This is a genomic window from Streptomyces atratus (assembly GCF_040655115.1).
GTDB classification, from domain to species: domain Bacteria; phylum Actinomycetota; class Actinomycetes; order Streptomycetales; family Streptomycetaceae; genus Streptomyces; species Streptomyces atratus_D.
This window is the reverse complement of sequence record NZ_JBFAJH010000006.1, coordinates 1-23,515: the sequence shown is the minus strand read 5'-3', so window position 1 is coordinate 23,515 and position 23,515 is coordinate 1. Positions and strand designations below refer to the sequence as shown.

General features: G+C 70.7%; 19 protein-coding genes. 12 read left to right on the top strand and 7 right to left on the bottom strand.

What is annotated here, in order from left to right; genetic code table 11:
- Positions 1-61: 61 nt before the first annotated feature.
- The 5 genes from AB0I23_RS09665 to AB0I23_RS09645 form a co-directional block, all read right to left on the bottom strand.
- Positions 62-3,217, bottom strand: coding sequence for an efflux RND transporter permease subunit (locus tag AB0I23_RS09665; RefSeq protein WP_359108486.1), 3,156 nt, complete (start codon positions 3,215-3,217; stop codon positions 62-64).
- Positions 3,218-3,383: 166 nt separating this feature from the next.
- Positions 3,384-4,082, bottom strand: coding sequence for a response regulator transcription factor (locus AB0I23_RS09660; protein WP_359108484.1), 699 nt, complete (start codon positions 4,080-4,082; stop codon positions 3,384-3,386).
- Positions 4,079-5,341, bottom strand: coding sequence for a sensor histidine kinase (locus tag AB0I23_RS09655; RefSeq protein WP_359108482.1), 1,263 nt, complete (start codon positions 5,339-5,341; stop codon positions 4,079-4,081). Before AB0I23_RS09655 ends, AB0I23_RS09660 begins: the two co-directional genes overlap by 4 nt.
- Positions 5,342-5,496: 155 nt before the next feature.
- On the bottom strand, positions 5,497-5,775 hold the full coding sequence (pspAA, locus tag AB0I23_RS09650) for a PspA-associated protein PspAA (protein ID WP_359108480.1): 279 nt from the start codon (positions 5,773-5,775) through the stop codon (positions 5,497-5,499).
- A gap of 10 nt (positions 5,776-5,785) precedes the next feature.
- On the bottom strand, positions 5,786-6,568 hold the full coding sequence (locus AB0I23_RS09645; protein WP_037694001.1) for a PspA/IM30 family protein: 783 nt from the start codon (positions 6,566-6,568) through the stop codon (positions 5,786-5,788).
- A 296-nt stretch (positions 6,569-6,864) separates the two neighbouring features.
- Between AB0I23_RS09645 and AB0I23_RS09640 the strand changes: the two genes are divergently transcribed.
- The 3 genes from AB0I23_RS09640 to AB0I23_RS09630 all read left to right on the top strand — a co-directional run bounded on the left by AB0I23_RS09640 (position 6,865) and on the right by AB0I23_RS09630 (position 9,708).
- Positions 6,865-7,464, top strand: coding sequence for a DUF3043 domain-containing protein (locus tag AB0I23_RS09640; protein ID WP_359108478.1), 600 nt, complete (start codon positions 6,865-6,867; stop codon positions 7,462-7,464).
- A 176-nt stretch (positions 7,465-7,640) separates the two neighbouring features.
- Entirely contained in the window at positions 7,641-8,342 is a 702-nt protein-coding gene (locus AB0I23_RS09635; RefSeq protein WP_436846906.1) for a class I SAM-dependent methyltransferase, read from the top strand.
- Between the two features lie 289 nt (positions 8,343-8,631).
- Entirely contained in the window at positions 8,632-9,708 is a 1,077-nt protein-coding gene (locus tag AB0I23_RS09630) for a S1C family serine protease (protein WP_359108476.1), read from the top strand.
- A gap of 68 nt (positions 9,709-9,776) precedes the next feature.
- On the opposite strand, the gene AB0I23_RS09625 is transcribed toward AB0I23_RS09630, so the two are convergent.
- Positions 9,777-9,986 (bottom strand): hypothetical protein, encoded by a 210-nt coding sequence (locus tag AB0I23_RS09625; protein ID WP_030933634.1) that lies wholly within the window; start codon positions 9,984-9,986, stop codon positions 9,777-9,779.
- Positions 9,987-10,097: 111 nt separating this feature from the next.
- Between AB0I23_RS09625 and AB0I23_RS09620 the strand changes: the two genes are divergently transcribed.
- The 5 genes from AB0I23_RS09620 (at position 10,098) to AB0I23_RS09600 (ending at position 16,153) form a co-directional block, all read left to right on the top strand.
- Positions 10,098-11,300 carry a bifunctional adenosylcobinamide kinase/adenosylcobinamide-phosphate guanylyltransferase gene (locus AB0I23_RS09620; protein ID WP_359108474.1) on the top strand — a complete coding sequence of 401 codons (1,203 nt, stop codon included), beginning with the start codon at positions 10,098-10,100 and terminating at the stop codon, positions 11,298-11,300.
- A gap of 40 nt (positions 11,301-11,340) precedes the next feature.
- Positions 11,341-12,168 (top strand): class I SAM-dependent methyltransferase, encoded by an 828-nt coding sequence (locus tag AB0I23_RS09615; RefSeq protein ID WP_359108472.1) that lies wholly within the window; start codon positions 11,341-11,343, stop codon positions 12,166-12,168.
- 279 nt (positions 12,169-12,447) lie between these two features.
- On the top strand, positions 12,448-13,530 hold the full coding sequence (cobT, locus tag AB0I23_RS09610) for a nicotinate-nucleotide--dimethylbenzimidazole phosphoribosyltransferase (RefSeq protein ID WP_359108470.1): 1,083 nt from the start codon (positions 12,448-12,450) through the stop codon (positions 13,528-13,530).
- Between the two features lie 89 nt (positions 13,531-13,619).
- The gene (locus tag AB0I23_RS09605) at positions 13,620-15,419 is read left to right on the top strand and encodes a phosphatidylglycerol lysyltransferase domain-containing protein (RefSeq protein WP_359108468.1); all 1,800 of its coding nucleotides are present in this window, start codon (positions 13,620-13,622) and stop codon (positions 15,417-15,419) included.
- Complete coding sequence (locus tag AB0I23_RS09600; RefSeq protein ID WP_359108466.1) at positions 15,416-16,153, top strand: hypothetical protein; 738 nt, start codon at positions 15,416-15,418, stop codon at positions 16,151-16,153. Before AB0I23_RS09605 ends, AB0I23_RS09600 begins: the two co-directional genes overlap by 4 nt.
- On the opposite strand, the gene AB0I23_RS09595 is transcribed toward AB0I23_RS09600, so the two are convergent.
- Positions 16,096-16,857 (bottom strand): hypothetical protein, encoded by a 762-nt coding sequence (locus AB0I23_RS09595; RefSeq protein WP_359108464.1) that lies wholly within the window; start codon positions 16,855-16,857, stop codon positions 16,096-16,098. The two genes, AB0I23_RS09600 and AB0I23_RS09595, sit on opposite strands and share 58 nt — an antisense overlap.
- Positions 16,858-16,944: 87 nt before the next feature.
- Here AB0I23_RS09595 and AB0I23_RS09590 point away from each other — a divergent pair, with 87 nt between their 5' ends.
- The 4 genes from AB0I23_RS09590 to sucB all read left to right on the top strand — a co-directional run bounded on the left by AB0I23_RS09590 (position 16,945) and on the right by sucB (position 23,367).
- Positions 16,945-17,724: an adenosylcobinamide-GDP ribazoletransferase gene (locus AB0I23_RS09590; protein WP_359108462.1), complete on the top strand. Its 780-nt coding sequence runs from the start codon at positions 16,945-16,947 to the stop codon at positions 17,722-17,724.
- 514 nt (positions 17,725-18,238) lie between these two features.
- Complete coding sequence (locus tag AB0I23_RS09585; RefSeq protein WP_359108461.1) at positions 18,239-19,783, top strand: leucyl aminopeptidase; 1,545 nt, start codon at positions 18,239-18,241, stop codon at positions 19,781-19,783.
- Between the two features lie 380 nt (positions 19,784-20,163).
- Positions 20,164-21,552 carry a dihydrolipoyl dehydrogenase gene (gene lpdA / locus AB0I23_RS09580; protein WP_359108459.1) on the top strand — a complete coding sequence of 463 codons (1,389 nt, stop codon included), beginning with the start codon at positions 20,164-20,166 and terminating at the stop codon, positions 21,550-21,552.
- Between the two features lie 60 nt (positions 21,553-21,612).
- Positions 21,613-23,367, top strand: coding sequence for a 2-oxoglutarate dehydrogenase, E2 component, dihydrolipoamide succinyltransferase (gene sucB / locus AB0I23_RS09575; protein WP_359108457.1), 1,755 nt, complete (start codon positions 21,613-21,615; stop codon positions 23,365-23,367).
- The last annotated feature ends 148 nt before the right edge of the window (positions 23,368-23,515 follow it).

The window sequence follows — 23,515 nt, the reverse complement described above, 5'->3', positions numbered from 1 at the left end:
AGGCCCCCACGAGGGCCCCGGCACCGGTGAACGGTGCCGGGGCCCTCATGTGTGCCTGACGTCAGGCCTTCGCAGGCTCCGGCTCCTCGGAGGTGGTCTCCTCCAACGGGGCCGGGCCCGGAACGTCCGCCTTCTTCGCGCGCTTGGCCGCCTTCTTCTTCGCGCGGCGCTCCTTGCGGAGCTCCACCATCGCGTAGAGCGTCGGCACCAGCAGCAGCGTCAGCAACGTCGACGTGACCAGGCCACCGATCACCACGACCGCGAGGGGCTGCGAGATGAAGCCGCCCTCGCCTGTGACGCCGAGTGCCATCGGGAGCAGGGCGAAGATCGTCGCGAGTGCCGTCATCAGGATCGGGCGGAGGCGGTGGCGGCCGCCCTCGATGACTGCTTCGACGACGCCCATGCCCTGCGTCCGGTACTGGTTGATCAGGTCGATCAGGACGATCGCGTTGGTCACCACGATGCCGATCAGCATCAGCATGCCGATCATCGCCGGGACGCCCATCGGGGTACCGGTGACGACGAGGAGGCCGATGGCGCCGGTCGCCGCGAACGGGATGGAGACCAGCAGGATCAGCGGCTGGACCAGCGACCGGAAGGTCGCGACCAGCAGCATGAAGACGATCGCGATGGCCGCGAGCATGGCCAGGCCGAGCTTCATGAACGCGTCGTTCTGGTCCTGGGAGACGCCGCCGATGGTGGCGGTGGCGCCGTCCGGCAGGTCCAGGGCGTTGATCTTCGACTGGAGCGAGGCGCTCACCGCGCCGGTGTTGTCGCCGGTGGGCTTGGCGGTGATCGTGGCGGCGCGCCGGCCGTCGATCCTCGTCATCGAGACCGGTCCGGGGACCAGCTTCACATCGGCGATCCGGCCGAGCTCGACCGGGCCGAGGGGAAGCTTCTTCAGCTCGTCCATCGTGGTGGCCGGGTGGGCGGACTTGATGACGACATCGCGTTCGGTGTCGTCCATGATCGCCTTGCCGGCCGGGGTGCCGCGCACCGCACCGGCGACGGCCGCGCCGAGGGTGGCCTGGTTGAATCCGGCGGCCGCGGCCTTGGAGTTGGCCGTGACCGAGATGCGCGGAACGGACTGCGCCAGGTCGCTCTGGACGTCGGTGACGTCCTTGAGTTCGGCGACCTCGGCCCGTACCTCCTCGGATGCCTTCTTCAGGGTCGCGGCGTCCGCGGCCTTGACCACGACGCTGAGGTCCTGACTGCCGAAGCCGTCGCCCGCGGCGATGGTGGTGTCACCGATGCCGTCGAGCTTGCCGAGGCCCTCGTCGATGCGCTTCTGGGTGGCGTCGAAGTCGGCCGAGTCATTCAGGGTGACCTGGTAGGAGGCCTGGTTGGCGCCCGTGCCGCCGCCGAAGGCCGCCATGAAGCCGGAGGAGCCGACGGTGACCTGGTAGTCCTTGACGCCCTTGTCCTCGTCGAGGAGCTTCTCGACCTTCTTGGCCGCCTCGTCGGCGGCCGCCAGGCTGGTGCCGGGGGCCAGCTCCTGCTTGATGGAGAGGACTTCCTGCTCGCCCTGGTCGAAGAAGTTGGTCTTGAGCAGCGGCGCCATGCCGAAGGTGCCGAAGAGCACGGCGACGGCGATGACGATGCTGGTGATGCGGCGCCGGGTCGCGAAGCGCAGCACCGGGACGTACAGCCGCTGGAGCCTGCTGCGGGCCTCCTTCTCCTCGGCCTTGCGACGGGCCTCGTCCGGGTTCTCCGTGCTGCCCTTGGGTGCGCGCAGGAACCAGTACGACAGGACGGGGACCACGGTCAGCGAGACCAGCAGGGAGGCGAGCAGGGCCGCGGTGATGGTCAGGGAGAACGAGCCGAACAGCTGGCCGACCATGCCGCCGACCAGACCGATCGGGAGGAAGACCGCGACCGTGGTGAGGGTCGAGGACGTGACCGCGCCGGCCACTTCCCTGACCGCGGTGATGATCGCGGAGTGCCGCTCCTCGCCGTAGCCGAGGTGACGCTTGATGTTCTCCAGGACCACGATCGAGTCGTCGACGACGCGGCCGATCGCGATGGTCAGCGCGCCGAGCGTGAGCATGTTGAGCGACAGGTCGCGGGTCCAGAGCACGATCAGTGCCAGAACCACGGAGAGCGGGATGGAGACCGCGGTGACCAGCGTCGAACGGAGCGACGCGAGGAAGACCAGGATCACGATGACCGCGAAGAGCAGGCCGAGCGCGCCCTCGGTGGTCAGACCGGAGATCGCCTTGGAGACGGCGGGGCCCTGGTCGGAGACGACGGTCAGTTCGGCGCCGGCGCCGAGGTCCTTGCGCAGGTCCGGGAGCTTGTCCTTGACGGCGTCCGAGATGGCGACGGCGCTGCCGTCCTTGTCCATCGTGGCCATCACGGCGAGGCTCGGCTTGCCGTTGGTACGGGTGATGGAGACCGCGGTGGACGGCTCCTGCTTCACCGTGGCGATGTCACCGACGCGGACCGGCTTGCCGGGCTTGCCGCCGGCCGGGTCCTGACCGGCGACCCGCAGGTCCTCGATCTGCTGCAGCGAGGTGAAGGCTCCGCCGACCTGGACGGTGCGGCTCTTGCCCTGCTCCGAGAACGATCCGGCCGGGACCGTGGCGCCGCCCGCCTGGAGGACCTGGGCGAGGGATCCGGCGTTCAGACCGGCGGCCGCGAGCTTCCTGTCGTCGGGGGTGATGGAGACCTGGAGGTCCTGGACACCGTCGACGGTGACCTGGCCGACACCGTCGATGTCCTCCAGAGCGGGGACGACGGTGCGGTCCAGCTGGTCGGCGAGCGCCTGCTGGTCCTTGTCGGAGGTGACGGCGAGGACGACGGTCGGGATGTCGTCCGTCGAACCGGCGATGACCTGCGGGTCGACGTCGTCGGGCAGCTGGACGCGGGCGCGGTTGACCGCCTGCTGGATGTCGGCGACCAGCTGCTTGGTGCCCTCGTCGCCGAAGTCGAAGGTCGCCATGATGACGGCGTTGCCCTCGCTGGCGGTCGAGGTGACGCCGGTGACGCCGTCGACGGCCTTGATGGACTTCTCGAGCGGTTCGACGACCTGCTTCTCGACCACATCGGGGGACGCACCCTGATAGGGGGCGAGCACCGAGACCATCGGGAGTTCGATGGTGGGCAGCAACTGCTGCTTGAGCTGCGGGATCGCGATCGCTCCGAAGACGAGCGCGACGATCGAGATCAGCCCGATCAGGGCCCTTTGCGCGAGGCTGAATCTGGACAGCCAGGACATGGGTGGGTCTCTCTTCTGTGGCTTACGCGGCAGGGGCGCGGGCGACTCGGGGACAGACCCGGCCCAGCTACACCATCGCTCATCCACAGGGGCGAAAGCCTCGACCCCCAGGGGCACTTTCTTATGCGGCGCATACCGCAGGTGGAGTACGCCGCTCCTCCACCCTTCACTCCATCCGTGGGCGCACCAGGCCCGATTCATACGCGAATACGACCAATTGGGCGCGGTCGCGCGCGCCCAGTTTCGCCATGGCCCGGTTCACATGGGTCTTGACGGTGAGTGGACTGACGGCGAGGCGCTCGGCGATCTCGTCATTGGAGTGGCCGCCCGCGACCAGGACCAGCACCTCTCGTTCGCGGCCGGTGAGCGCGTCGAGCCGCTCGGCGTACTCCGCGGCGCTCGGCCCCTCACCGTCCGAACTGCCGCCCTGCGCGAGGAAGGTGGCGATCAGACCCTTGGTGGCGGCCGGCGAGAGGAGCGCCTCGCCGCCCGCGGCGATACGGATGGCATTGAGCAGTTCATCCGGTTCGGCACCCTTGCCGAGGAAGCCCGAGGCACCGGCCCTCAGCGACTGCACCACATATTCGTCGACTTCGAAGGTGGTGAGCATGACGACCCGCACATCCGCCAGCTCCGGGTCGGCACTGATCATCCGGGTCGCGGCCAGTCCGTCCGTACCGGGCATCCGGATGTCCATCAACACCACATCGGCGCGTGTCGAGCGGGTCAGCGCCACGGCCTCCGCGCCGTCGGCTGCCTCGCCGACGACCTGCATGTCGGGCTCCGAGTCGACCAGCACCCGGAACGCGCTGCGCAGCAGCGCCTGGTCGTCGACGAGCAGGACCCTGATGGGTGGTGGTGTCATGCGCCTTCCCCCGTCCGGCCCACCCTGCCCGGCATCCCCGGCTCTCCCGTGCGGGCCTTGACCGGCAGGATCGCATGAACCCGGAATCCGCCGCCGTAGCGGGGCCCGGCCGTGAGGGTGCCGCCGAGTGCGGTGACGCGCTCGCGCATGCCGAGGAGACCGTGGCCGCCGCCGTCGGCTCCGGCGCCCTCGGGGCTGCCCGTGCCGTTGTCAAGGACCGTGACCTCGGCCGCCTCCCCGACCCGTACGACACTGACCTCGGCCTTCGCTCCCGGGCCCGCGTGCTTGCGCACATTGGTCAGCGCCTCCTGGATCACCCGGTAGGCGGCCAGGTCGACGGCCGCGGGCAGCGGTGGCCTGCGGTCGACGCAGGCCACCTCGACCGGGAGCCCGGCGCGCCGGACCGTCGCCACGAGTTCGTCGAGGACCGCGAGACCGGGGGCCGGTTCGGTCGGCGCCTCCGGGTCGCCGGACTGGCGCAGCAGTCCGACCGTGGCGCGGAGTTCGCCCAGTGCGGAGCGGCTGGCCTCCCGGACGTGGGCGAGCGCCTCCTTGGCCTGGTCGGGGCGCTTGTCCATGACGTGGGCGGCGACCCCGGCCTGCACATTGACCAGGGCGATGTGGTGGGCGACGACATCGTGGAGATCGCGGGCGATCCGCAGCCGCTCCTCGGCGACCCGCCGCCGGGCCTCCTCCTCGCGGGTGCGTTCGGCCCGTTCGGCACGTTCCCTGATCGCGTCGACGAACGCCCGCCGGGAGCGGAGGGCGTCCCCGGCGGCTCCGGCCATGCCGGTCCAGGCGAAGACCCCGAGGTTCTCCTGGCTGTACCAGGGGGACGCGCCGAAGATCATCGCGGACGCCGTCAGCACGGCCATGGTCAGCAGGCCGACCCGCCAGGTGGTGGGCCGGTCGGTGGACGCGGCGACCGTGTAGAGCGCGACGACCGCGCTCATGACCACCGGGGCGGGCGGGTCCACCAGCACGAACTCGACGATGGACAGCCCACCGGTGGCGGCCAGAACCGCCATCGGGTTGCGCCGCCGCAGGGCAAGCACGGCGGCGGCGAGCACCATCAGGACCACGCTGCCCGCCTCGGGCGTACGGGTGCCGAAGCTGGGCCCGTTCGGCGCGTTCGGGTCGGCGAACGATCCGACGATCATCGCGGCGAGTACGGCCACGGCGAGCGCGCCGTCGAACGCGAGGGGATGGTCGCGCAGCCAGTGCCGGACGCGCAGGAACCCGGTTCCGAGGGTGGTCACGTCAAGCTACGGTACGGCGTGTCGCGCACGGATACGGTCCCGCCCGCGGCCGGAACCGCACGCAGAACGCGGCAATCCGGGCAGAACTGTGCCCCGCGGCCGGCGGACCGGACACGGGGCACAGTGCGGGCGTGCGGGTGCTGGAGCGACCGGCGTCAGCCGGGGATCAGACCGCCGTCGCGGAGCATGTCGCGTACCTCTTCGAGGGTGGCGTCGGGCGACGGCAGGATCAGTTCGGACGGCTCAAGGGAGTCGTCCGGCAAAGGTGTGCCGAGCTCGCGCACCCTGGCGAGGAGCGCCTGGAGCGTTGCGCGGAAGCCGGGGCCGTCGCCGCTCTCCATCTCGGCGAGCAGCTCGTTGTCGAGCTTGTTGAGCTCAGCGAAGTGGCTGTCGGCCAGGGCCACCTGACCCTCCCCCATGATCCGAACGATCATGACATCCGCCTTACTGCTTGTCGAACCTGTGCGGGGACTGCGAGGACTGCTGCTGGCCCGCGTCCTGCGGGCCGCCCTCGATGGCCTGCGGCGGGGTGGAGCCGCCGGCCAGTTCGGCCTTCATGCGCTGCAGTTCCAGCTCCACATCCGTACCACCGGAGATCCGGTCCAGCTCGGCGGCGATGTCGTCCTTCGCCGTCCCGGTCGGGTCGTCCAGGGCACCGGAGGCGAGCAGCTCGTCGATCGCGCCGGCGCGCGCCTGCAGCTGCTGTGTCTTGTCCTCGGCCCGCTGGATCGCCAGGCCGACGTCACCCATCTCCTCGGAGATCCCGGAGAACGCCTCGCCGATCCGGGTCTGCGCCTGGGCGGCGGTGTAGGTGGCCTTGATGGTCTCCTTCTTCGTACGGAAGGCGTCGACCTTGGCCTGCAGCCGCTGGGCCGCGAGGGTGAGCTTCTCCTCCTCGCCCTGCAGCGTCGTGTGCTGCGTCTCCAGGTCGGTGACCTGCTGCTGGAGTGCGGCGCGCCGGGACAGCGCCTCGCGGGCCAGGTCCTCGCGGCCGAGCGCGAGCGCCTTGCGGCCCTGGTCCTCCAGCTTGGACGTCTGGCCCTGCAGCTGGTTCAGCTGCAACTCCAGGCGCTTGCGCGAGGTCGCCACATCGGCGACGCCGCGGCGCACCTTCTGAAGCAGCTCCAGCTGCTTCTGGTACGAGTAATCGAGGGTCTCGCGCGGATCCTCGGCCCGGTCAAGGGCCTTGTTTGCCTTCGCGCGGAAGATCATCCCCATACGCTTCATGACACCGCTCATGGGCTTCGCGCGCCCCCTTCTGACGGACTGGGCTCCAGCACTCCAACAGAACCCACAGTACGGGCCCTGTCTCTATTACCGCACTGTTCGAGCACGGATGTGGTCCTCCCCAAGGACGACTGCCCCCGGATACCGCTCCGGCCCAGGGAGTAGGCGGCCGTCGGGGAAACCGGTGGCAACGTCCGTTCTGCCCCTCTCGGGACACCTGGGATGACGCAGGCCGTTGCCGGATCGTTCCCGACCGGGCTGGGGTCGTCGCGGCCGACCCCGTACCCTTGGGTTTTGTGTTCCGTAGCCGTTCGAAGGATGAGAAGGCCCCCGCCACCAAGGTGACGGCGGACCTCTCCACGCAGCCCCGCGACCCACAGGCCCCCAAAGGTCGCCCCACCCCCAAGCGCAGCGATGCCCAGTCGCAGCGCCGTCGCGCCTCCAGTGGTGCGCCGCTCGACCGCAAGGAGGCCATGAAGCGCCAGCGCGAAGCGCGCCGGGTGGACCTGGCCAAGCAGCGCGAGGCGCTCGCCAGTGGCGACGAGCGCTATCTGCCGGCCCGTGACAAGGGACCGGTGCGGCGTTTCGTCCGCGACTTCGTGGACTCGCGCTTCTGCGTCGCGGAGTTCTTCCTGCCGCTGGCGGTGATCATCCTGGTCCTCAGCGTGATCCAGGTGCAGAACATCCAGAACATCTCGCTGCTGCTCTGGCTCGGCGTGATCGTGCTGATCGTCATCGACTCGATCGGTCTCACGTTCCGGCTGAGGAAGCAACTGGGCGAGCGCTTCCCCGATACGCCCAAGCGCGGAGCGGTCGCCTACGGTCTGATGCGTACGCTCCAGATGCGTCGGCTCCGCCTGCCGAAGCCGCAGGTCAAGCGCGGAGAGCGGCCCTGAGCACGGAGCTTTCCGGCTCGGTCGGCGGTCCGCCCGCCGACCTGCCGGGCGGTGCCGCCTCGAGGGACTGCGGGGAATTCGGGTTCACCGGGGCCTCTCCGGCGTGGCTCAAAGGACTCGGCGGGCTGCGCGACACGGTCCGCCAGGAGCTCGTCGCCCGGCAGCTCGAGGAGCAGATGGCCGCGCGTTTCCCGGTCGGTCAGCGGCTGCGGGTCCTCGATGTCGGCATGGGACAGGGCACGCAGGCGCTGCGGCTGGCCCGGGCCGGCCACACGGTCACCGGCCTGGAGTCCGACGCCGAGATGCTGCGGGTCGCTCGCGAGGCACTCGGGAACGAGCCCGCGGGCATCCGGGAGCGGGTCCGGCTGATCGAGGGCGACGGCCTGGACACGGGTGTGCACTTCCTGCCGGGCAGCTTCGACGTGGTGCTCTGTCACGGCGTGCTGATGTACGCGCGGGAGCCTGACGCGCTGCTGGCGGGACTGGCCCGGATGCTGGCGCCGGGCGGGCTGCTCTCGCTGCTCGTACGGAACGGCGACGCGCTGGCGATGCGGCCCGGCACCGCCGGTGACTGGGACGCGGCCCTGACCGCGTTCGACACGGATACGTACACCGACCGGCTGGGCCTGACAGTCCGCGCCGACCGGCTGGACGCCCTCACGGCCACCCTCGCCGGGATCGCTGCGCCGTTGCACGCCTGGTACGGGGTGCGGATCTTCACCGACCGGATGAGCGATGACGTGGAGCTGCCGGCCGCCTCGGAACTCGACCAGGTGCTGGCCGCGGAGGACCGGGCCGGACGCACGGATCCGTACCGCCGGGTTGCCGCACTTCTGCATCTGTGCGGGGTGCGCGGCCAGGGGGTTGTCCGACCCTGATCCGCCGGACACCCCCCAGGGTCTTCGTTCGGATCAGGCCGGATCGCGGAGCGGCTGGTGTCGCCGTGGGGCGTGCAGCCGCACGGCGGAGGCAGGAGCCACGCGGAGCGAACAGGGTCTCCCCTGCTCGAGTGAAGCCGGGAACGTGGGACCGGCCAGGCGTCGTGGCCCCGGCCGTGATCGGCCGGACATCCCCTGGCGGATGGTCGAGGGGTGGACGAGGCGTGGGCCTCACTCGATCAGCCGAAGCCAGCAGGCCCCCCATGTGGCTCATGGCAATGATTCGGACATGGATGCTTCCCAGTTCCGCCGCCGTGTGTACCGGCTGCTGCTGCCTCTGACCGCAGGTGTCTGCGCCATGGCCCTGGTGTCCGGCTGCACCGACTCGGACCCGGCCAGGGCCGATGCCACCAAGTCGGCCTCGCCTCAGCAGCGTCCGACTTCCGCGGGTGACCTGCAGTCCGAATACCAGGCCGTCATCAAGAACGTGCTGCCCACCGTCGTTCAGATCGAAGCCGCCAACAGTATCGGATCCGGCGTCGTCTACGACGACAAGGGCCATATCGTCACCAACGCCCATGTGGTCGGCCGGGAGAAGACTTTCAAGGTCACCGTCGCCACCGGCGAGAAGGTGCTGGGCGCCTCGCTGGTCGCCACCTATCCGCAGCAGGACCTGGCCGTCATCAAGCTCGACAACGTCCCGAGCGGGCTGAAGGCGGCGACGTTCGGCGACTCGGAGAAGGTCGAGGTCGGTCAGATCGTACTGGCGATGGGTTCGCCGCTCGGACTGTCCAGCAGCGTCACCCAGGGCATCGTGTCGGCAGTCGGCCGGACCGTCAGCGAGAGCCCGGCGGGCGGTGGCACCGGGGCGACCATCGCGAACATGGTGCAGACCTCGGCGGCGATCAACCCGGGCAACAGCGGCGGTGCGCTGGTGAACCTGAACAGTGAGGTGATCGGCATTCCGACCCTGGCGGCGACGGATCCGCAGATGAACGGCGCGGCACCGGGCATCGGGTTCGCGATCCCCGTCTCGATGGTGAAGACGGTGGCCGACCAGATCATCAAGAGCGGCAAGGTCACCGACTCGGGCCGCGCGGCGCTGAACATCATCGGTCGCACGGTCGTCGACGACAGCTACCAGCCGGTCGGAGTCGCGCTGGTCGGCGTCACTGCGGGCGGCGGCGCGGACAAGGCCGGACTGCGGGTCGGCGACATCGTCACAAAGATCGGCGACACACGGATCACGACGATGACGGCGCTGGCCGAGGCGCTGGCCAACGACAAGCCGGGCCAGAAGGTCGAGGTGACCTATCTGCGCGATGGTGCGGAGAACACCACGGTCGTCACGCTGGGTGAGATCTGACCGCTGCCATGCGGAGGCCCCGGATGCCGAGAAACGGCACCCGGGCCCTCGTTCACCGGTATCGGCGGTCAGCCCTGGTCGGCCTGGAGGCTCATCGGGCCGTAGATCTTCGTCGCGTCCTCGAAGAGCGTCACCTGGTCCGCCCCACCGTCCAGGAGTTCCTTCCAGAACTCACCGATCCATGACTCCGCATCGCCCTGGGTCGTGAACTCCTCCGGCTGCAGGGCCGGCTCCGTCTCCGTACCGTCGGACTTCTCGAACCGCCACGTCCACGCCATGTCCGCCTCCTGGGTCGCATTGCTGCCCGCAGCCTAGTGCCTGGGCCTTTTCGGACCGAGATCCACGGGGTTGGTCGCGCAGTCGGTGCGGTGACGCGGGAGGATCGGAGCGTGGAACTGACACTGCTCGGCACCGGAGCCCCCGACGGGCTGCCGCGCCCCGAATGTCCGTGCGCCGCCTGCGCCACCGCTCGCGGGGTGGGGGCGCGCGCCGCGACCGCACTGCTGGTCGACGGCGCGCTGCTGCTCGATCTCACCCCGGGGGCCGTGTTCGCCGCAGCACGTGCGGGTCATTCGCTGACCGGCGTACGGCAGGTGCTGCTCACCCATCCGCACGACGGGCCCGCCGTGGAGCTGCCCGCCGGTCTGCCTCCGGCCGGACGGGTACCGGACGGGCAGGTGCTCACGCTGATCAGCGGGCACCGGATCCGGGCGGTGCCGATGGACGCGCCGGGGACCGGATACGAGGTGACGTCCCCGGAGGGCGTTCGGCTGCTGTACATGCCGCCGGGGGCGGCCCCCGCCGGTCTCACGGACCGGGTGGCCGAGCCCTACGCCATGGTGGTCGGTGATGTGACCGGGCGTCCGGACGCGGTGGCCCGGTTGCGGGCCGTCGAAGCGATCGGGCCGGCCACCGAGGTCATCGCCGTTCATCTGGACCACGACGCGCCGTCCGGCCCCGAGCTGGACCGGCGGCTCACGGCGGCCGGCGCCCGGACCGTGCCGGACGGGACGACGCTGGTGGTCGGCGACTACCGCGCCGTACCGGATGTGCCGCGGCGGACGCTGGTGACGGGAGGTGCGCGGTCCGGGAAGTCGGTGGAAGCCGAGCGGCGGCTGGAGACCTTCCCCGAAGTGGTGTATGTGGCGACCGGCGGCGGCCGCGAGGGAGACGCGGAGTGGAAGGCCCGGGTCGGGCTGCACCGGGAGCGCAGACCGGCCGCCTGGCGCACCGAGGAGACCTGTGAGCTGGTGGAACTGCTGGAGTCGGACGGTCCGCCGCTGCTGATCGACTGCCTGTCGCTCTGGCTGACGGACGCGATGGACCGGGTGAACGCCTGGGACGACGCGGCGTGGGCGAACGGCGGCGAGAGCGCACTGCGGAAGCGGATCGGCGAGCTGGTCGGCGCGGTGCGCGGAACGCGGCGTACGGTCGTCGCCGTGACCAATGAGGTCGGCTCGGGCGTGGTGCCCGCGACAGCCGCCGGTCGGCGGTTCCGGGACGAGCTGGGGCGGCTGAACGCCGCGTTCGCCGACGAGTGCGAGCACGTGCTGCTGGTGGTGGCCGGTCAGGCGCTGAGGCTGCGCGGCTGACCCGCATCGCAGCAGGAACAGCAGCAGGAAGGGAGCGGACATGGCGCGTGTGAGGCCGATGCTGGAAGGCGTTCCGGAGACTCTGCTCCGGACGCTCTACAACCGGGCGTACGAGGCGGCGCAGCCCTATCCCGTCATCGACGATCCGATGGCGCTGCAGCTCTTGACGGACCTCGACTACCCCTTCGAGGAGCGCTTCGGGCGGCCGAACGCCTTCCACTCGCAGGCGCAGGCGCTGCGCTCACGCTGTTTCGACCTGACGGTCCAGGGCTATCTGCGCGGGCATCCGGAGGCCACCGTCGTCGCGCTCGGCGACGGTCTGGAGACCGGCTTCTGGCGGGTCGACAACGGACGGCTCACCTGGCTGAGCGTGGAGTTGCCCCAGGTAGCAGCGCTGCGCCGCGCGCTGCTGCCCTCCTCGGACCGGCTGCGGACACTCTCCCGGTCGGCGACCGACCTCTCCTGGCTGGACGAGATCGAGGACCCTGCGGGGCAGGGCGTGATCGTCACGACGCAGGGGCTGCTGATGTATCTGCAGCCCTGGGAGGTACGGAAGATCCTGGCGGCCTGTGCCGAACGGCTGCCGGGCGGGGTGCTCGTCCTGGACTCGATGGCGCGCCGGCCGGCGAAGGGGACGGTGGCCGGGACGTCGAAGGCCGGCTCCATGACCGTCCCGCCCATGCACTGGGCGATGAACCCGGGCGAGCGGAAGAAGCTGCGCAGTGCGCATCCGAACATCACCGAGGTGCGTGCGCTGGGGCTGCCGCGGGGGCGGGGCGCGATGGGAGAACTGATCCGGCTCCAGCATCTGACGCCGGGCCTGCGGACGCTGACCCCCGCGATGACGCTGCTGCGCTTCGGGGCCTGAGGGACGCCACCGTGCTGATGAGCCGTCAGAATGGTGGCAGGTACTGTTCCGCTCTGAGCCCGCCGCCGGGCTCAGAGCCTGTCGGGTGACCTTCGATCGGAGAGCGGACGCGGCATGGTGCGTGCGATTCCAAGGCGCCGGGATGGCCTCGTAGCGGAGCTACCAGGGCATTTCGGCAACGCCGGAAGCGTGCGTGCCAGGGCGTGGCCGCCCGATCAGAGGTCACCCGACAGGCTCTCAGCGGCCCACACCACGTAACGACCCGCGAGGCAGACCCCCGTGAATCTGGACGACTTCTCCGACCTGATCGAACGCCCCGACGGCGGCGTACGGCGCGACGCCGAGGAACGCCGGGAGCGGCAGATCGTGCCCCCGGGCGCCCTCGGCCGGCTCGACGAGCTGGGCGAGTGGCTCTCGGCCGCCCAGCAGGCCGTGCCGGTCAAGCCGATCGTGCAGCCGCGTGTGGTGCTCTTCGCCGGCGACCACGGGGTGGCCGAGCTCGGCGTCTCCGGCCGTGCGGCCGGGACCGCGCACGAGCTGGTCCGGGCCACCCTGGAGGGTGCGACGCCGCTCGCCGTGCTGGCCCGACAGTTCTCCGTACCGGTACGGATCATCGACGCCGGCCTGGACTGCGAGCCGGACCTGCTGCCCGAGTCGGTCGTACGTCACCGGGTGCGGCGCGGCAGCGGCCGGATCGACATCGAGGACGCGCTCACGGCCGAGGAGGCCGAGCAGGCGGTACGTCTGGGCATCGCGATCGCCGACGAGGAGGCCGACTCGGGCACCGATCTGGTGGTGCTCGGCGATCTGAGCGTCGGCGGCACCACGGCGGCGGCCACCCTGATCGCGGCCCTGTGCGGCACGGACGCCTCGGTGGTCACCGGGCGCGGTGGTGCGGGTATCGACGATCTCGCGTGGATGCGCAAGTGCGCGGCGATCCGGGACTCGCTGCGGCGGGCCCGGCCGGTCCTCGGAGACCAGCTGGAGCTGCTGGCCACGGTCGGTGGCGCGGACCTGGCGGCGACGACGGGGTTCCTGCTGCAGTGCGCGGTGCGCAAGCTGCCGGTGATCCTCGACGGCGTGGTCTCGTCGGCGTGTGCGCTGGTCGCCCAGCGGGCCGCCTTCCGGGCGCCGGACTGGTGGCTGGCCGGACAGGTGAGCGGCGAGCCGGCACAGACGAAGGCACTGGACCGGATGGCGCTCAATCCGCTGCTGGACCACGGCGTCATCGTGGGCGAGGGGAGCGGGGCGCTGCTGGCGCTTCCACTCGTGCAGGCCGCGGCCGCGCTGGCGGCGGAGCTGCCCGAGCGGGCGCCGGCCGACCAGGACGACGCCTCGAAGACCGACACGGACGACGACTGACGGCCCCTGCTGCGCTGCGGCCGCGGCCACCGGACATCGGCCGCAGCAGGCCTCCTCACGAAGCGCGATGCCGCATATGATCGCTTTTCATGGGAGAGGTCCGATTGGTCAGTAAGGCCGCCCGGCGGAGCACCGTCCGCTCCCGGCGCAGTGCGGCATTCACCATCTGGTATCTGCGCATCGTGTCGTTCATCAATTTCCTGAGCGCCGTCTGGGTCACGCTCGGTCAGGACCTGCGTCGGCACAACACCGAGAACTACTTCACCCCCTATCTGCTCACCGCGGGCTTCTCCTCCGGGGTGGTCGCCCTCTTCCTCGCGATCACCATGCGACGGCGCAAGCGCGCCGCCTGGATCGTCAACATGGTGCTGAGCGGCCTCCTGCTGCTGCTCTTCGCCCTCGTGATCAACTTTCCCGAGATCCGGCAGTATCCGCAGAACTGGGTCTCCCTGATGCTGACCGCCGCGTTCGTCGTGGCGCTGATCCTGGGCCGGCGGGAGTTCTACGCGAAGGGCGACCGGTCCAACGCGAAGCTGGCGGCCGTGGTCGCCGTCGGCGGGCTGCTGGTCACCTCGCTGATCGCCACCTCGCTGGTCACCGTCACGAACACGGCGCACGACGAGTACCGGTCGACCTTCCTCGACCGCTGGCGCTACGGCGCGCTGCGGCTGGTCTCGGTCGCGACCGACGAAGCCCGCTTCCCCGGGATCACCGTGCCCGGCTGGGTCAATGTCGTCATCAACATCCTCTCCACCCTGCTGCTGATCGCCGTCGTCTACGCGGCGTTCCGCTCGCGCCGGGCCGTCGATCCGATCACCCCGGAGGACGAGGACCGGCTCCGCGCCCTCCTCGAAAAGAACGGCGAACGCGACTCGCTCGGATATTTCGCGCTGCGCCGGGAGAAGAGCGTCATCTGGTCGCCGACCGGGAAGGCGGCCGTCACCTACCGGGTGGTCGGCGGGGTCTCGCTCGCCTCCGGTGATCCGATCGGCGACCCGGAGGCCTGGCCCGGCGCGATCGAACCATGGCTGGCCGAGGCCCGCGAACACGGCTGGATCCCGGCGGTGATGGGAGTGAGCGAGGAGGGCGGCACGGTCTACGCCCGGCACGGGCTCGACGCGCTGGAGCTCGGCGACGAGGCGATCGTGGAGACCGCCGAGTTCACCCTGGAAGGGCGGGCGATGCGGACCGTCCGCCAGGCGTACAACCGGATCAAGCGCGCCGGGTACGAGGTGACCATCCGGCGCCACTGCGACATCCCCGACGAGGAGATGGCCGAACTGCTGCGACGCGCCGACGACTGGCGCGACGGCGAGACCGAGCGCGGCTTCTCGATGGCGCTGGGGCGGCTCGGCGATCCGGCGGACGGACAGTGCGTGATGCTCGAATGCCGTGAGTCGACGGAGAAGGAGCAAGGCGAAGGAGCGGGCGGCCCCGGCGAATTGCGCGCCGTACTGAGCTTCGTGCCCTGGGGCCCGAACGGTCTCTCGCTGGACCTGATGCGCCGTGACCGGAACGCCGAGAACGGTCTGATGGAGTTCATGGTCATCGAACTCCTGCAGCGCGCCGAGGAGATCGGGATCACGCAGGTTTCGCTCAACTTCGCGATGTTCCGGTCGGTCTTCGAGAGGGGATCGCGGCTCGGCGCGGGACCGGTGCTGAGGCTGTGGCGTTCGTTGCTCAGCTTCTTCTCGCGCTGGTGGCAGATCGAGTCGCTCTACCGCGCCAACGCCAAGTACCGGCCGATCTGGGAGCCGCGTTTCATGCTGTTCGAGAAGAGCTCCGACCTGCTGCGCATCGGCGTCGCCGCGGGCCGCGCCGAAGGGTTCCTGGAGGCGCCCGGGCTGCCCAAGTGGCTGCACCGCTCGCACCTGGGGACCCGTAGATGAGACCGATGGCGGCGCTGCCCACGGTCGCCCGCCGCGAGTGGGGGCCGCTGTTGTCGACCGCACACGGGGGGCTCACCCGTTCCCGGCTGCGCGCGGTCCCGATGACGCTGGCCGCGGTCGGCCTGACGGCGCTGCTCCAGGCGGTGCAGAACCAGCCGTGGGGCTTCGGTCCGGTACAGGCCCTCGGCTCGGTGCGGGCCGAGGACACGCTGTGGGCCGCCCTGCTGCGTACCCCGCTGTCGCTGTTCGTGCCCGCGCTCGACCTACCGGTGTGGGGTGCGCTGGCGCAGGTGCTCGTGGTGTTCGGGACCGCCGAGATCTGTCTCGGACGACGGCGCACGCTGCTCATCGCCTACGTCGCCACGCTGGCCGGGACAGTGTACGCACGGACCGGCGTCGCGGTCGGCCCCGACGGGCTGTTCGGGCTGCCCGCATCCGACGCGCAGGTCGTCGACACCGGACCGTCGGCGGCGGTGGTCGGGCTCGCGGTCTATCTGTGCCACGCCTACCGGGCGTGGCACACCGGGGCGGTGGTGATCGCGGTGATGGTCATCGAAGTGATCTTCAAGAACAACCTGGCGGGCAAGGAACACCTGGCGGCCATCGCCGCGGTGCTGATCCTGTGCGGCCTCACCGTCCGGCACGACCGGCGTCGGCATCTGCCCGTCCGCCGCGATCAGGACTTGGGCGCGGGAAACCGGTCCCGGTCCGGCGCTCCGCCGATGAGGTCCTGAAACCTGCGGCGCGGCCCCGCCCAGCGCCGGTCGTGGTGGTACGCGCGCAGCACCGCCCTGGAGCGGGCGCGGTACCGGTTGCGGTAGAACCTCTTCGCCCACATCGACGTCGGCCGGGCCAGCCGGATCGCCCCGAACAAGGCGACGAACGGTACCAGGGTGCCGATCACCGCCATCCGCGCCTTGCCCTTGAACAGGGCGATCAGGACGAAACAGAAGTTGATCAGCAGGGTCAGGACGATGCCGAGCCGGCCCTGCTGCTGATCGCTGGTCAGTTCGTTCACCCCGAGTGGTGAGAAGCCGCCGAGGAGGAGCAGGACGAGCGCCGCGGTGAGCACGACGACCTCGACGCTCTGGCGGCCCTGTTCGGACCAGTACACGTCGTCGAGATGGAGGATCAGGGCGAACTCGTCCAGCACCAGCCCCGCGCCCATCCCGAAGATCACCGCGCAGACGCTCGCCGCGACGCCGTACCGTCCGCTGGAGACCGCGCCGAAGCCGCCGATCACCGTCAGGGCCACACCGGGCACCACGTGGTGGACGTGCACCCCGCCGGGCGTGATGTTGCGGAACGGCCCCTTCCCGGCCCTGATCATCCGGGTGATGAGACGGGTGACGGCAAAGGTCAGCACAAAAGCGGCCAGGGCGAGAAGCAGGGGCAGCTTCCCCGGCTCGACGAAGTTCTGCTCGAACCAGTGACCCATGCCACCACTCCCGTTGATCCGCTTTTGCGGAGCTTTGCAGCGTTTCGGCCAATCTAGCGGTCCGGTCGAGGGATTAGCCTGCGCGCCGTGACCTCCCTGAACAGCCACGGCATACGTTTCGCCTTCGGCACCCTGACCGTGCTCCCCGTCCGCGTCACCCGCTGGGACCGCGGGGCCGCCCGTGCCGGGATGCTGAGCGCCCCGCTCGCCGGTCTCGTGGTGGGACTGCTCGCGGCGGTCCCCGGCGCACTGTTGCTGCTGCTCGGGTCGGGGCCGCTGCTCGCGGCGGTCGCCTCCGCCGCGGTGCCCGCGGTTCTCACTCGGGGGCTGCATCTCGACGGGCTCGCCGACACGGCGGACGGGCTCGGCAGCGGCAGACCCGCGCAGGACGCGTTGAGCATCATGAAGCAGTCGGACATTGGGCCGTTCGGCGTCATCACCCTGCTGTTCGTCCTGCTGGCCCAGGTCGCGGTCCTCGACGAGCTGTACGGGAAGGGCTGGGCGCACGGCGCGGTGGCGGTGGTCGTCGCGGGGGTCACCGCCCGCCTCGCGCTCACCCTGGCGTCCCGTCAGGGCGTGCCTCCGGCCCGGCCGGAGGGGCTGGGGGCGGCGGTGGCGGCGACGGTACCGGTGCGGGCGGCGGCGGCTGTGACGGTCGCGGTGGTGGCCGCCGGTTCGGGGGCGGGGGCGGTGTTCGGCGGGTACGGGGCGCTGCACCACGGCCTTGCCGTAGTGACCGGGCTGATGGGCGCGCAGGCGCTGCTGCGGCACTGTGTGCGGCGGTTCGGTGGCGTGACCGGGGACGTCTTCGGGGCGGTCGCGGAGACGGCGGCGACGGGAGTGCTGGTGGCGTTGGCCCTGGGGTAGGCGGGAGGGGTGCGGGGCGGCCCGGATTCCGTTGCGGCCTCACTCCGCGGACGGGCCCGGCAGACAGCTCCGGCGCCAGGTGCCCAGGTCGTACGTGCCACTGCCGGTCGATGCCAGGCCTCGGCTACCAGCGCCCCGCGGAGACGGGTTGGGGTGCCGAGGTGCAGCCGACCAGCAGCGCCGTCAGGATCGGTACGGCGACCGGCGCCGTCGGCTCCGGTCTCGTCCTGCGTGCAGCCCGCTGGGCGCGCATGGCCTTCCCCCGCTCGCTCCGGCACCTCCAACCGACCCTACTTCCTGGGCCGGTTCCGCCTCCGCCGCCCCCCGACCGGACCGGCCGGGGCCGGAGCCGTACCGCCGGGACGGGCCGCAGACGGCCCGCCGCCGTGATCCCGCAGCAAAGGCGCGCGTAGGCTCATTCCCGGCACATTGCGGCGGCGTCTACGATGCGCCGGGCACGGTCGGCCCACCCCTCGACCGACAACGAACTCAACGGAAGCGAGATTTCACCACCGTGACTGCTCTCACTCTCAGCACTGCCGGTGCGGCGACGCTGCGCGCCGACGCACTCGTCGTCGGCGTCGCCAAGGGGGCCAAGGGCCCGGTCGTCGCACCGGGCGCGGAGGCCGTGGACAAGGCTTTCGACGGAAAGCTCGCCACCGTCCTGGAGACCCTGGGCGCCTCCGGTGCCGAGGGCGAAGTGACCAAGCTCCCCGCGCCGGACGGCCTCAAGGTCCCGGTCGTCATCGTGGTCGGGCTCGGTCCGGTCCCGGAGAAGGACGCGGCGTTCGACGGCGAGGCACTGCGCCGGGCCGCCGGTTGCGCCGCGCGTGCGCTGACCGGTTCGAAGAAGGCCGGCTTCGCGCTGCCGGTCACGTCCGTCGAGGACGCCGAGGCCGTCGCCGAGGGCGCACTGCTCGGCGCGTACGCGTTCACCGCGTACCAGGGCGGCGAGAACAAGCTCGCGCCGAAGGACAAGAAGAACGGCAACGGCGCCAAGCTGCCGCTCGCCGAGGTCGCCCTGCTCGGCACCAAGCCGCGCGACAAGGCGTTCAAGGCGGCCGCAGACCGTGCCACCGCGGTCGTCGAGGAGATCAACCGCGCCCGCGACCTGATCAACACCCCGCCGAACGACCTGTACCCCGAGTCCTTCGCCGCCGTGGCCACGGCGGCCGGCAAGGAGCACGGCATCAAGGTTCAGGTCCTCGACGAGAAGGCGCTCGTCAAGGGCGGCTTCGGTGGCCTGCTGGGCGTCGGCCAGGGCTCGGCCCACGGCCCCCGCCTGGTGAAGCTCGCCTACACGCACCCGAAGGCGGAGAAGACCCTGGCCCTGGTCGGCAAGGGCATCACCTACGACTCGGGCGGCATCTCGCTGAAGCCGGCCGGTCACAACGAGACGATGAAGTGCGACATGAGCGGCGCCGCCGCCGTGTTCGCGGCCGTCGTCGCGGCCGCCCGTCTCGGCCTCCAGGTCAACGTCACCGGCTGGCTGGCGCTCGCCGAGAACATGCCGTCCGGCACCGCCACCCGCCCGGGTGACGTGCTGCGCATGTACAGCGGCAAGACCGTCGAGGTGCTGAACACGGACGCCGAGGGCCGGCTCGTCCTCGCCGACGCGCTGACCCGCGCCTCCGAGGAGAACCCGGACGCGATCGTCGACGTGGCGACCCTGACCGGCGCGATGGTCCTGGCGCTGGGCCACCGCACCTTCGGCATCATGGCGAACGACGACGCCTTCCGTACGTCCATCCACGAGATCGCCGAGGAGGTCGGCGAGGCCTCCTGGCCGATGCCGCTCCCCGCCGACCTGCGCAAGGGCATGGACTCCCCGACCGCCGACATCGCCAACATGGGTGAGCGGATGGGCGGCGGCCTGGTGGCCGGTCTGTTCCTGCAGGAGTTCGTGGGCGAGGGCATCGCCTGGGCGCACCTGGACATCGCGGGTCCGGCCTTCCATGAGGGCGCGCCGTACGGCTACACGCCGAAGGGCGGCACCGGTTCCGCGGTCCGCACGCTGGTGAAGCTGGCGGAGCGCACCGCTGCCGGGGACCTCGGCTGAGGATGCTCCGCGCGTACGGCCCCGGGCATATGTCCGGGGCCGTACGTGTTCACTCGTCGGCATCACTGCACGATGCGCGCAGGTTTCGCTCTCAACGAAATCCGCACTCCCCGTCTCCCACCACCACCCTTCCATCGCGGCCCTTCGCGCCGCTCCTGCCAATATCTACGCAGCAGTAACCATCCGGAACGGATGATCATCCGTCCCGGAGCCGGGCCCCGCGTCCCGCCCACCGTCGACAAGTGCGAAGATGGGTTCTCGGCAGGACAGGGCCCCCACCACAGGGCCGAATAACAAAAGCGGCCGAACACCAGCCGACCGGCCGGTCATCCCCCAGCGACGGGGCCCGGCGTACGGCGCACATGCATGGAGGACGTGACGTGGCGAACGACGCCAGCACCGTTTTCGACCTAGTGATCCTCGGCGGTGGTAGCGGCGGTTACGCCGCGGCCCTGCGCGGAGCGCAGCTGGGCCTGGACGTCGCTCTGGTCGAGAAGGGCAAGGTCGGCGGCACCTGCCTGCACAACGGCTGCATCCCCACGAAGGCGCTGCTGCACGCCGGCGAGATCGCCGACCAGGCACGCGAGGCCGGCCAGTTCGGCGTCAAGGCCACCTTCGAGGGCATCGACATCGAGGCCGTCCACAAGTACAAGGACGACGTGATCTCCGGCCTGTACAAGGGTCTGCAGGGTCTCGTCGCTTCCCGCAAGGTGCACTACATCGAGGGTGAGGGACGGCTCTCCTCCCCCACCTCGGTGGATGTGAACGGCCAGCGCATCCAGGGCCGCCACGTGCTCCTGGCGACCGGCTCCGTGCCGAAGTCGCTGCCGGGCCTGGAGATCGACGGCAACCGGATCATCTCCTCGGACCACGCGCTGAAGCTGGACCGCGTCCCGAAGTCCGCGATCGTCCTGGGCGGCGGCGTCATCGGCGTCGAGTTCGCCTCGGCGTGGACGTCCTTCGGCACCGACGTCACGATCATCGAGGGCCTGAAGCACCTGGTTCCGGTCGAGGACGAGAACAGCTCGAAGCTCCTTGAGCGCGCTTTCCGCAAGCGCGGCATCAAGTTCAACCTCGGTACGTTCTTCCAGAGCGCCGAGTACACGCAGGACGGTGTCCGCGTGACCCTCGCCGACGGCAAGACGTTCGAGGCGGAGGTGCTGCTGGTCGCGATCGGCCGCGGCCCGGTCTCGCGGGGTCTGGGTTACGAGGAGGCCGGCGTCGCGATGGACCGCGGCTACGTCCTCGTCGACGAGTACATGCAGACCAACGTTCCGACCATCTCGGCCGTGGGCGACCTGGCCCCGACGCTGCAGCTCGCGCACGTCGGCTTCGCCGAGGGCATCCTCGTGGCGGAGCGGCTGGCCGGTCTGAAGACCGTCCCGATCGACTACGACGGTGTCCCCCGGGTGACGTACTGCCACCCCGAGGTCGCTTCCGTGGGCATCACCGAGGCCAAGGCCAAGGAGCTCTACGGCGCGGACAAGGTCGTCGCTCTGAAGTACAACCTTGCGGGCAACGGTAAGAGCAAGATCCTCAAGACTGCGGGCGAGATCAAGCTCGTCCAGGTCAAGGACGGTGCCGTGGTCGGCGTCCACATGGTCGGTGACCGTATGGGCGAGCAGGTCGGCGAAGCCCAGCTGATCTACAACTGGGAGGCGCTGCCGGCCGAGGTCGCGCAGCTCATCCACGCCCACCCGACGCAGAGCGAAGCGCTCGGCGAGGCCCACCTGGCCCTGGCCGGCAAGCCCCTCCATTCCCACGACTGATCCGGTCCCGGGCGCGACGACCGACCTACTTCCGCACTTTCGTAAGGAGCAACTGAAACCATGTCGGTTTCCGTAACCCTTCCGGCGCTCGGCGAGAGCGTCACCGAGGGCACTGTCACCCGCTGGCTGAAGGCCGAGGGCGAGCGCGTCGAGGCCGACGAGCCGCTGCTCGAGGTCTCGACCGACAAGGTCGACACCGAGATCCCGGCGCCCGCCGCCGGCATCCTCGCATCCATCAAGGTCGCCGAGGACGAGACCGTCGAGGTCGGCGCCGAGCTGGCCGTCATCGACGACGGCACAGGTGCAGCCGTCCCGGCCGCGGCTCCGGCCGCCGAGCCCGCGGCCGCTCCGGTTGCCGCTCCGGTTGCCGCTCCGGCGCCGGTCGCAGAAGCCCCCGCCGCCCCGGCCCCCGTGGCCGCGGCTCCGGCTGCTGCCCCGGCCGGTGGCGCCGCCGGTACGGACGTCACCCTCCCGGCGCTCGGCGAGAGCGTCACCGAGGGCACGGTCACCCGCTGGCTGAAGGAGGTCGGCGAGGAGGTCACGGAGGACGAGCCGCTGCTCGAGGTTTCCACGGACAAGGTCGACACCGAGATCCCCGCCCCGGTTTCCGGTGTGCTGCTGGAGATCGTGGTCGCCGAGGACGAGACCGCCGAGGTCGGCGCGAAGCTCGCCGTCATCGGTGCCGCGGGTGCCGCCCCGGCGGCTGCCCCGGCTCCGGCCGCTCCGGCCCCCGCGGCCGCTCCGGCTCCGGTCACCCCGGCCCCGGCCCCGGTGGCCGCTCCGGCCCCGGTGGCGCCCGCCGCCCCGGCGCCCGTGGCCGCTCCGGCTCCGGTCGCCGCTCCGGCTCCGGTCACCCCGGTGGCTCCGGCCGCGGCCCCCGCCGACGAGGGTGCGTACGTCACGCCGCTGGTCCGCAAGCTCGCCGCCGAGAGCGGTGTCGACCTCGGTGCGGTCAAGGGCACCGGCGTCGGTGGCCGTATCCGTAAGCAGGACGTCGTCGCCGCCGCGGAGGCCGCCAGGGCCGCCGCTGCCGCTCCGGCCCCCGTCGCGGCCGCCCCGGCAGCCGCGAAGGCGCCGAAGCTGGAGGCGTCCCCGCTGCGCGGTCAGACGGTCAAGATGACCCGCATGCGCAAGGTCATCGGCGACAACATGATGAAGGCGCTGCACTCGCAGGCCCAGCTGACCTCGGTCGTCGAGGTCGACATCACGAAGCTGATGAAGCTGCGCAACCAGGCGAAGGCCGCCTTTGCCGCCCGCGAGGGCGTCAAGCTGTCCCCGATGCCGTTCTTCGTGAAGGCGGCGGCCCAGGCGCTGAAGGCCCACCCGGTCATCAACGCCCGGATCAACGAGGACGAGGGCACCATCACGTACTTCGACTCGGAGAACATCGGCATCGCCGTGGACGCCGAGAAGGGTCTGATGACGCCGGTCATCAAGGGTGCGGGCGACCTGAACATCGCCGGTATCTCGAAGAAGACCGCCGAGCTGGCCGGCAAGGCCCGCGGCGGCGGCCTGACCCCGGACGACATGTCCGGTGCCACCTTCACCATCAGCAACACCGGCTCGCGCGGTGCGCTGTTCGACACCGTGATCGTGCCCCCGAACCAGGCCGCCATCCTGGGCATCGGTGCCACCGTCAAGCGTCCGGCGGTCATCGAGACCGCCGAGGGCACCGTCATCGGTGTCCGCGACATGACGTACCTCTCGCTTTCCTACGACCACCGTCTGGTGGACGGCGCGGACGCCGCCCGTTACCTGACCGCGGTCAAGGCGATCCTGGAGGCCGGCGAGTTCGAGGTCGAGCTCGGCCTCTGAGCACCACGGTTGTAACCAGCCTCACCAGCGGCGCCCCCGCCCGGAACCCTTCCGGGCGGGGGGGCAAGGTCGGCTTCACCCGGTACGGCGCGGCCGATCACAGCTTCGACTACACCATGCCGCTGAACCAGAGGGTCCAGATGACCAG

Excerpts from the sequence above, each read along its gene's own strand:
- pspAA (WP_359108480.1), bottom strand. The coding sequence starts at position 5,775 with ATGATCGTTCGGATCATGGGGGAGGGTCAGGTGGCCCTGGCCGACAGC.
- AB0I23_RS09595 (WP_359108464.1), bottom strand. The coding sequence starts at position 16,857 with ATGGGTCACTGGTTCGAGCAGAACTTCGTCGAGCCGGGGAAGCTGCCC.
- AB0I23_RS09605 (WP_359108468.1), top strand. The coding sequence starts at position 13,620 with ATGGGAGAGGTCCGATTGGTCAGTAAGGCCGCCCGGCGGAGCACCGTC.
- AB0I23_RS09660 (WP_359108484.1), bottom strand. The coding sequence starts at position 4,082 with ATGACACCACCACCCATCAGGGTCCTGCTCGTCGACGACCAGGCGCTG.
- sucB (WP_359108457.1), top strand. The coding sequence starts at position 21,613 with ATGTCGGTTTCCGTAACCCTTCCGGCGCTCGGCGAGAGCGTCACCGAG.
- AB0I23_RS09645 (WP_037694001.1), bottom strand. The coding sequence starts at position 6,568 with ATGAAGCGTATGGGGATGATCTTCCGCGCGAAGGCAAACAAGGCCCTT.
- AB0I23_RS09635 (WP_436846906.1), top strand. The coding sequence starts at position 7,641 with ATGGCCGCGCGTTTCCCGGTCGGTCAGCGGCTGCGGGTCCTCGATGTC.
- AB0I23_RS09600 (WP_359108466.1), top strand. The coding sequence starts at position 15,416 with ATGAGACCGATGGCGGCGCTGCCCACGGTCGCCCGCCGCGAGTGGGGG.
- AB0I23_RS09630 (WP_359108476.1), top strand. The coding sequence starts at position 8,632 with ATGGATGCTTCCCAGTTCCGCCGCCGTGTGTACCGGCTGCTGCTGCCT.
- AB0I23_RS09665 (WP_359108486.1), bottom strand. The coding sequence starts at position 3,217 with ATGTCCTGGCTGTCCAGATTCAGCCTCGCGCAAAGGGCCCTGATCGGG.
- AB0I23_RS09625 (WP_030933634.1), bottom strand. The coding sequence starts at position 9,986 with ATGGCGTGGACGTGGCGGTTCGAGAAGTCCGACGGTACGGAGACGGAG.
- AB0I23_RS09615 (WP_359108472.1), top strand. The coding sequence starts at position 11,341 with ATGGCGCGTGTGAGGCCGATGCTGGAAGGCGTTCCGGAGACTCTGCTC.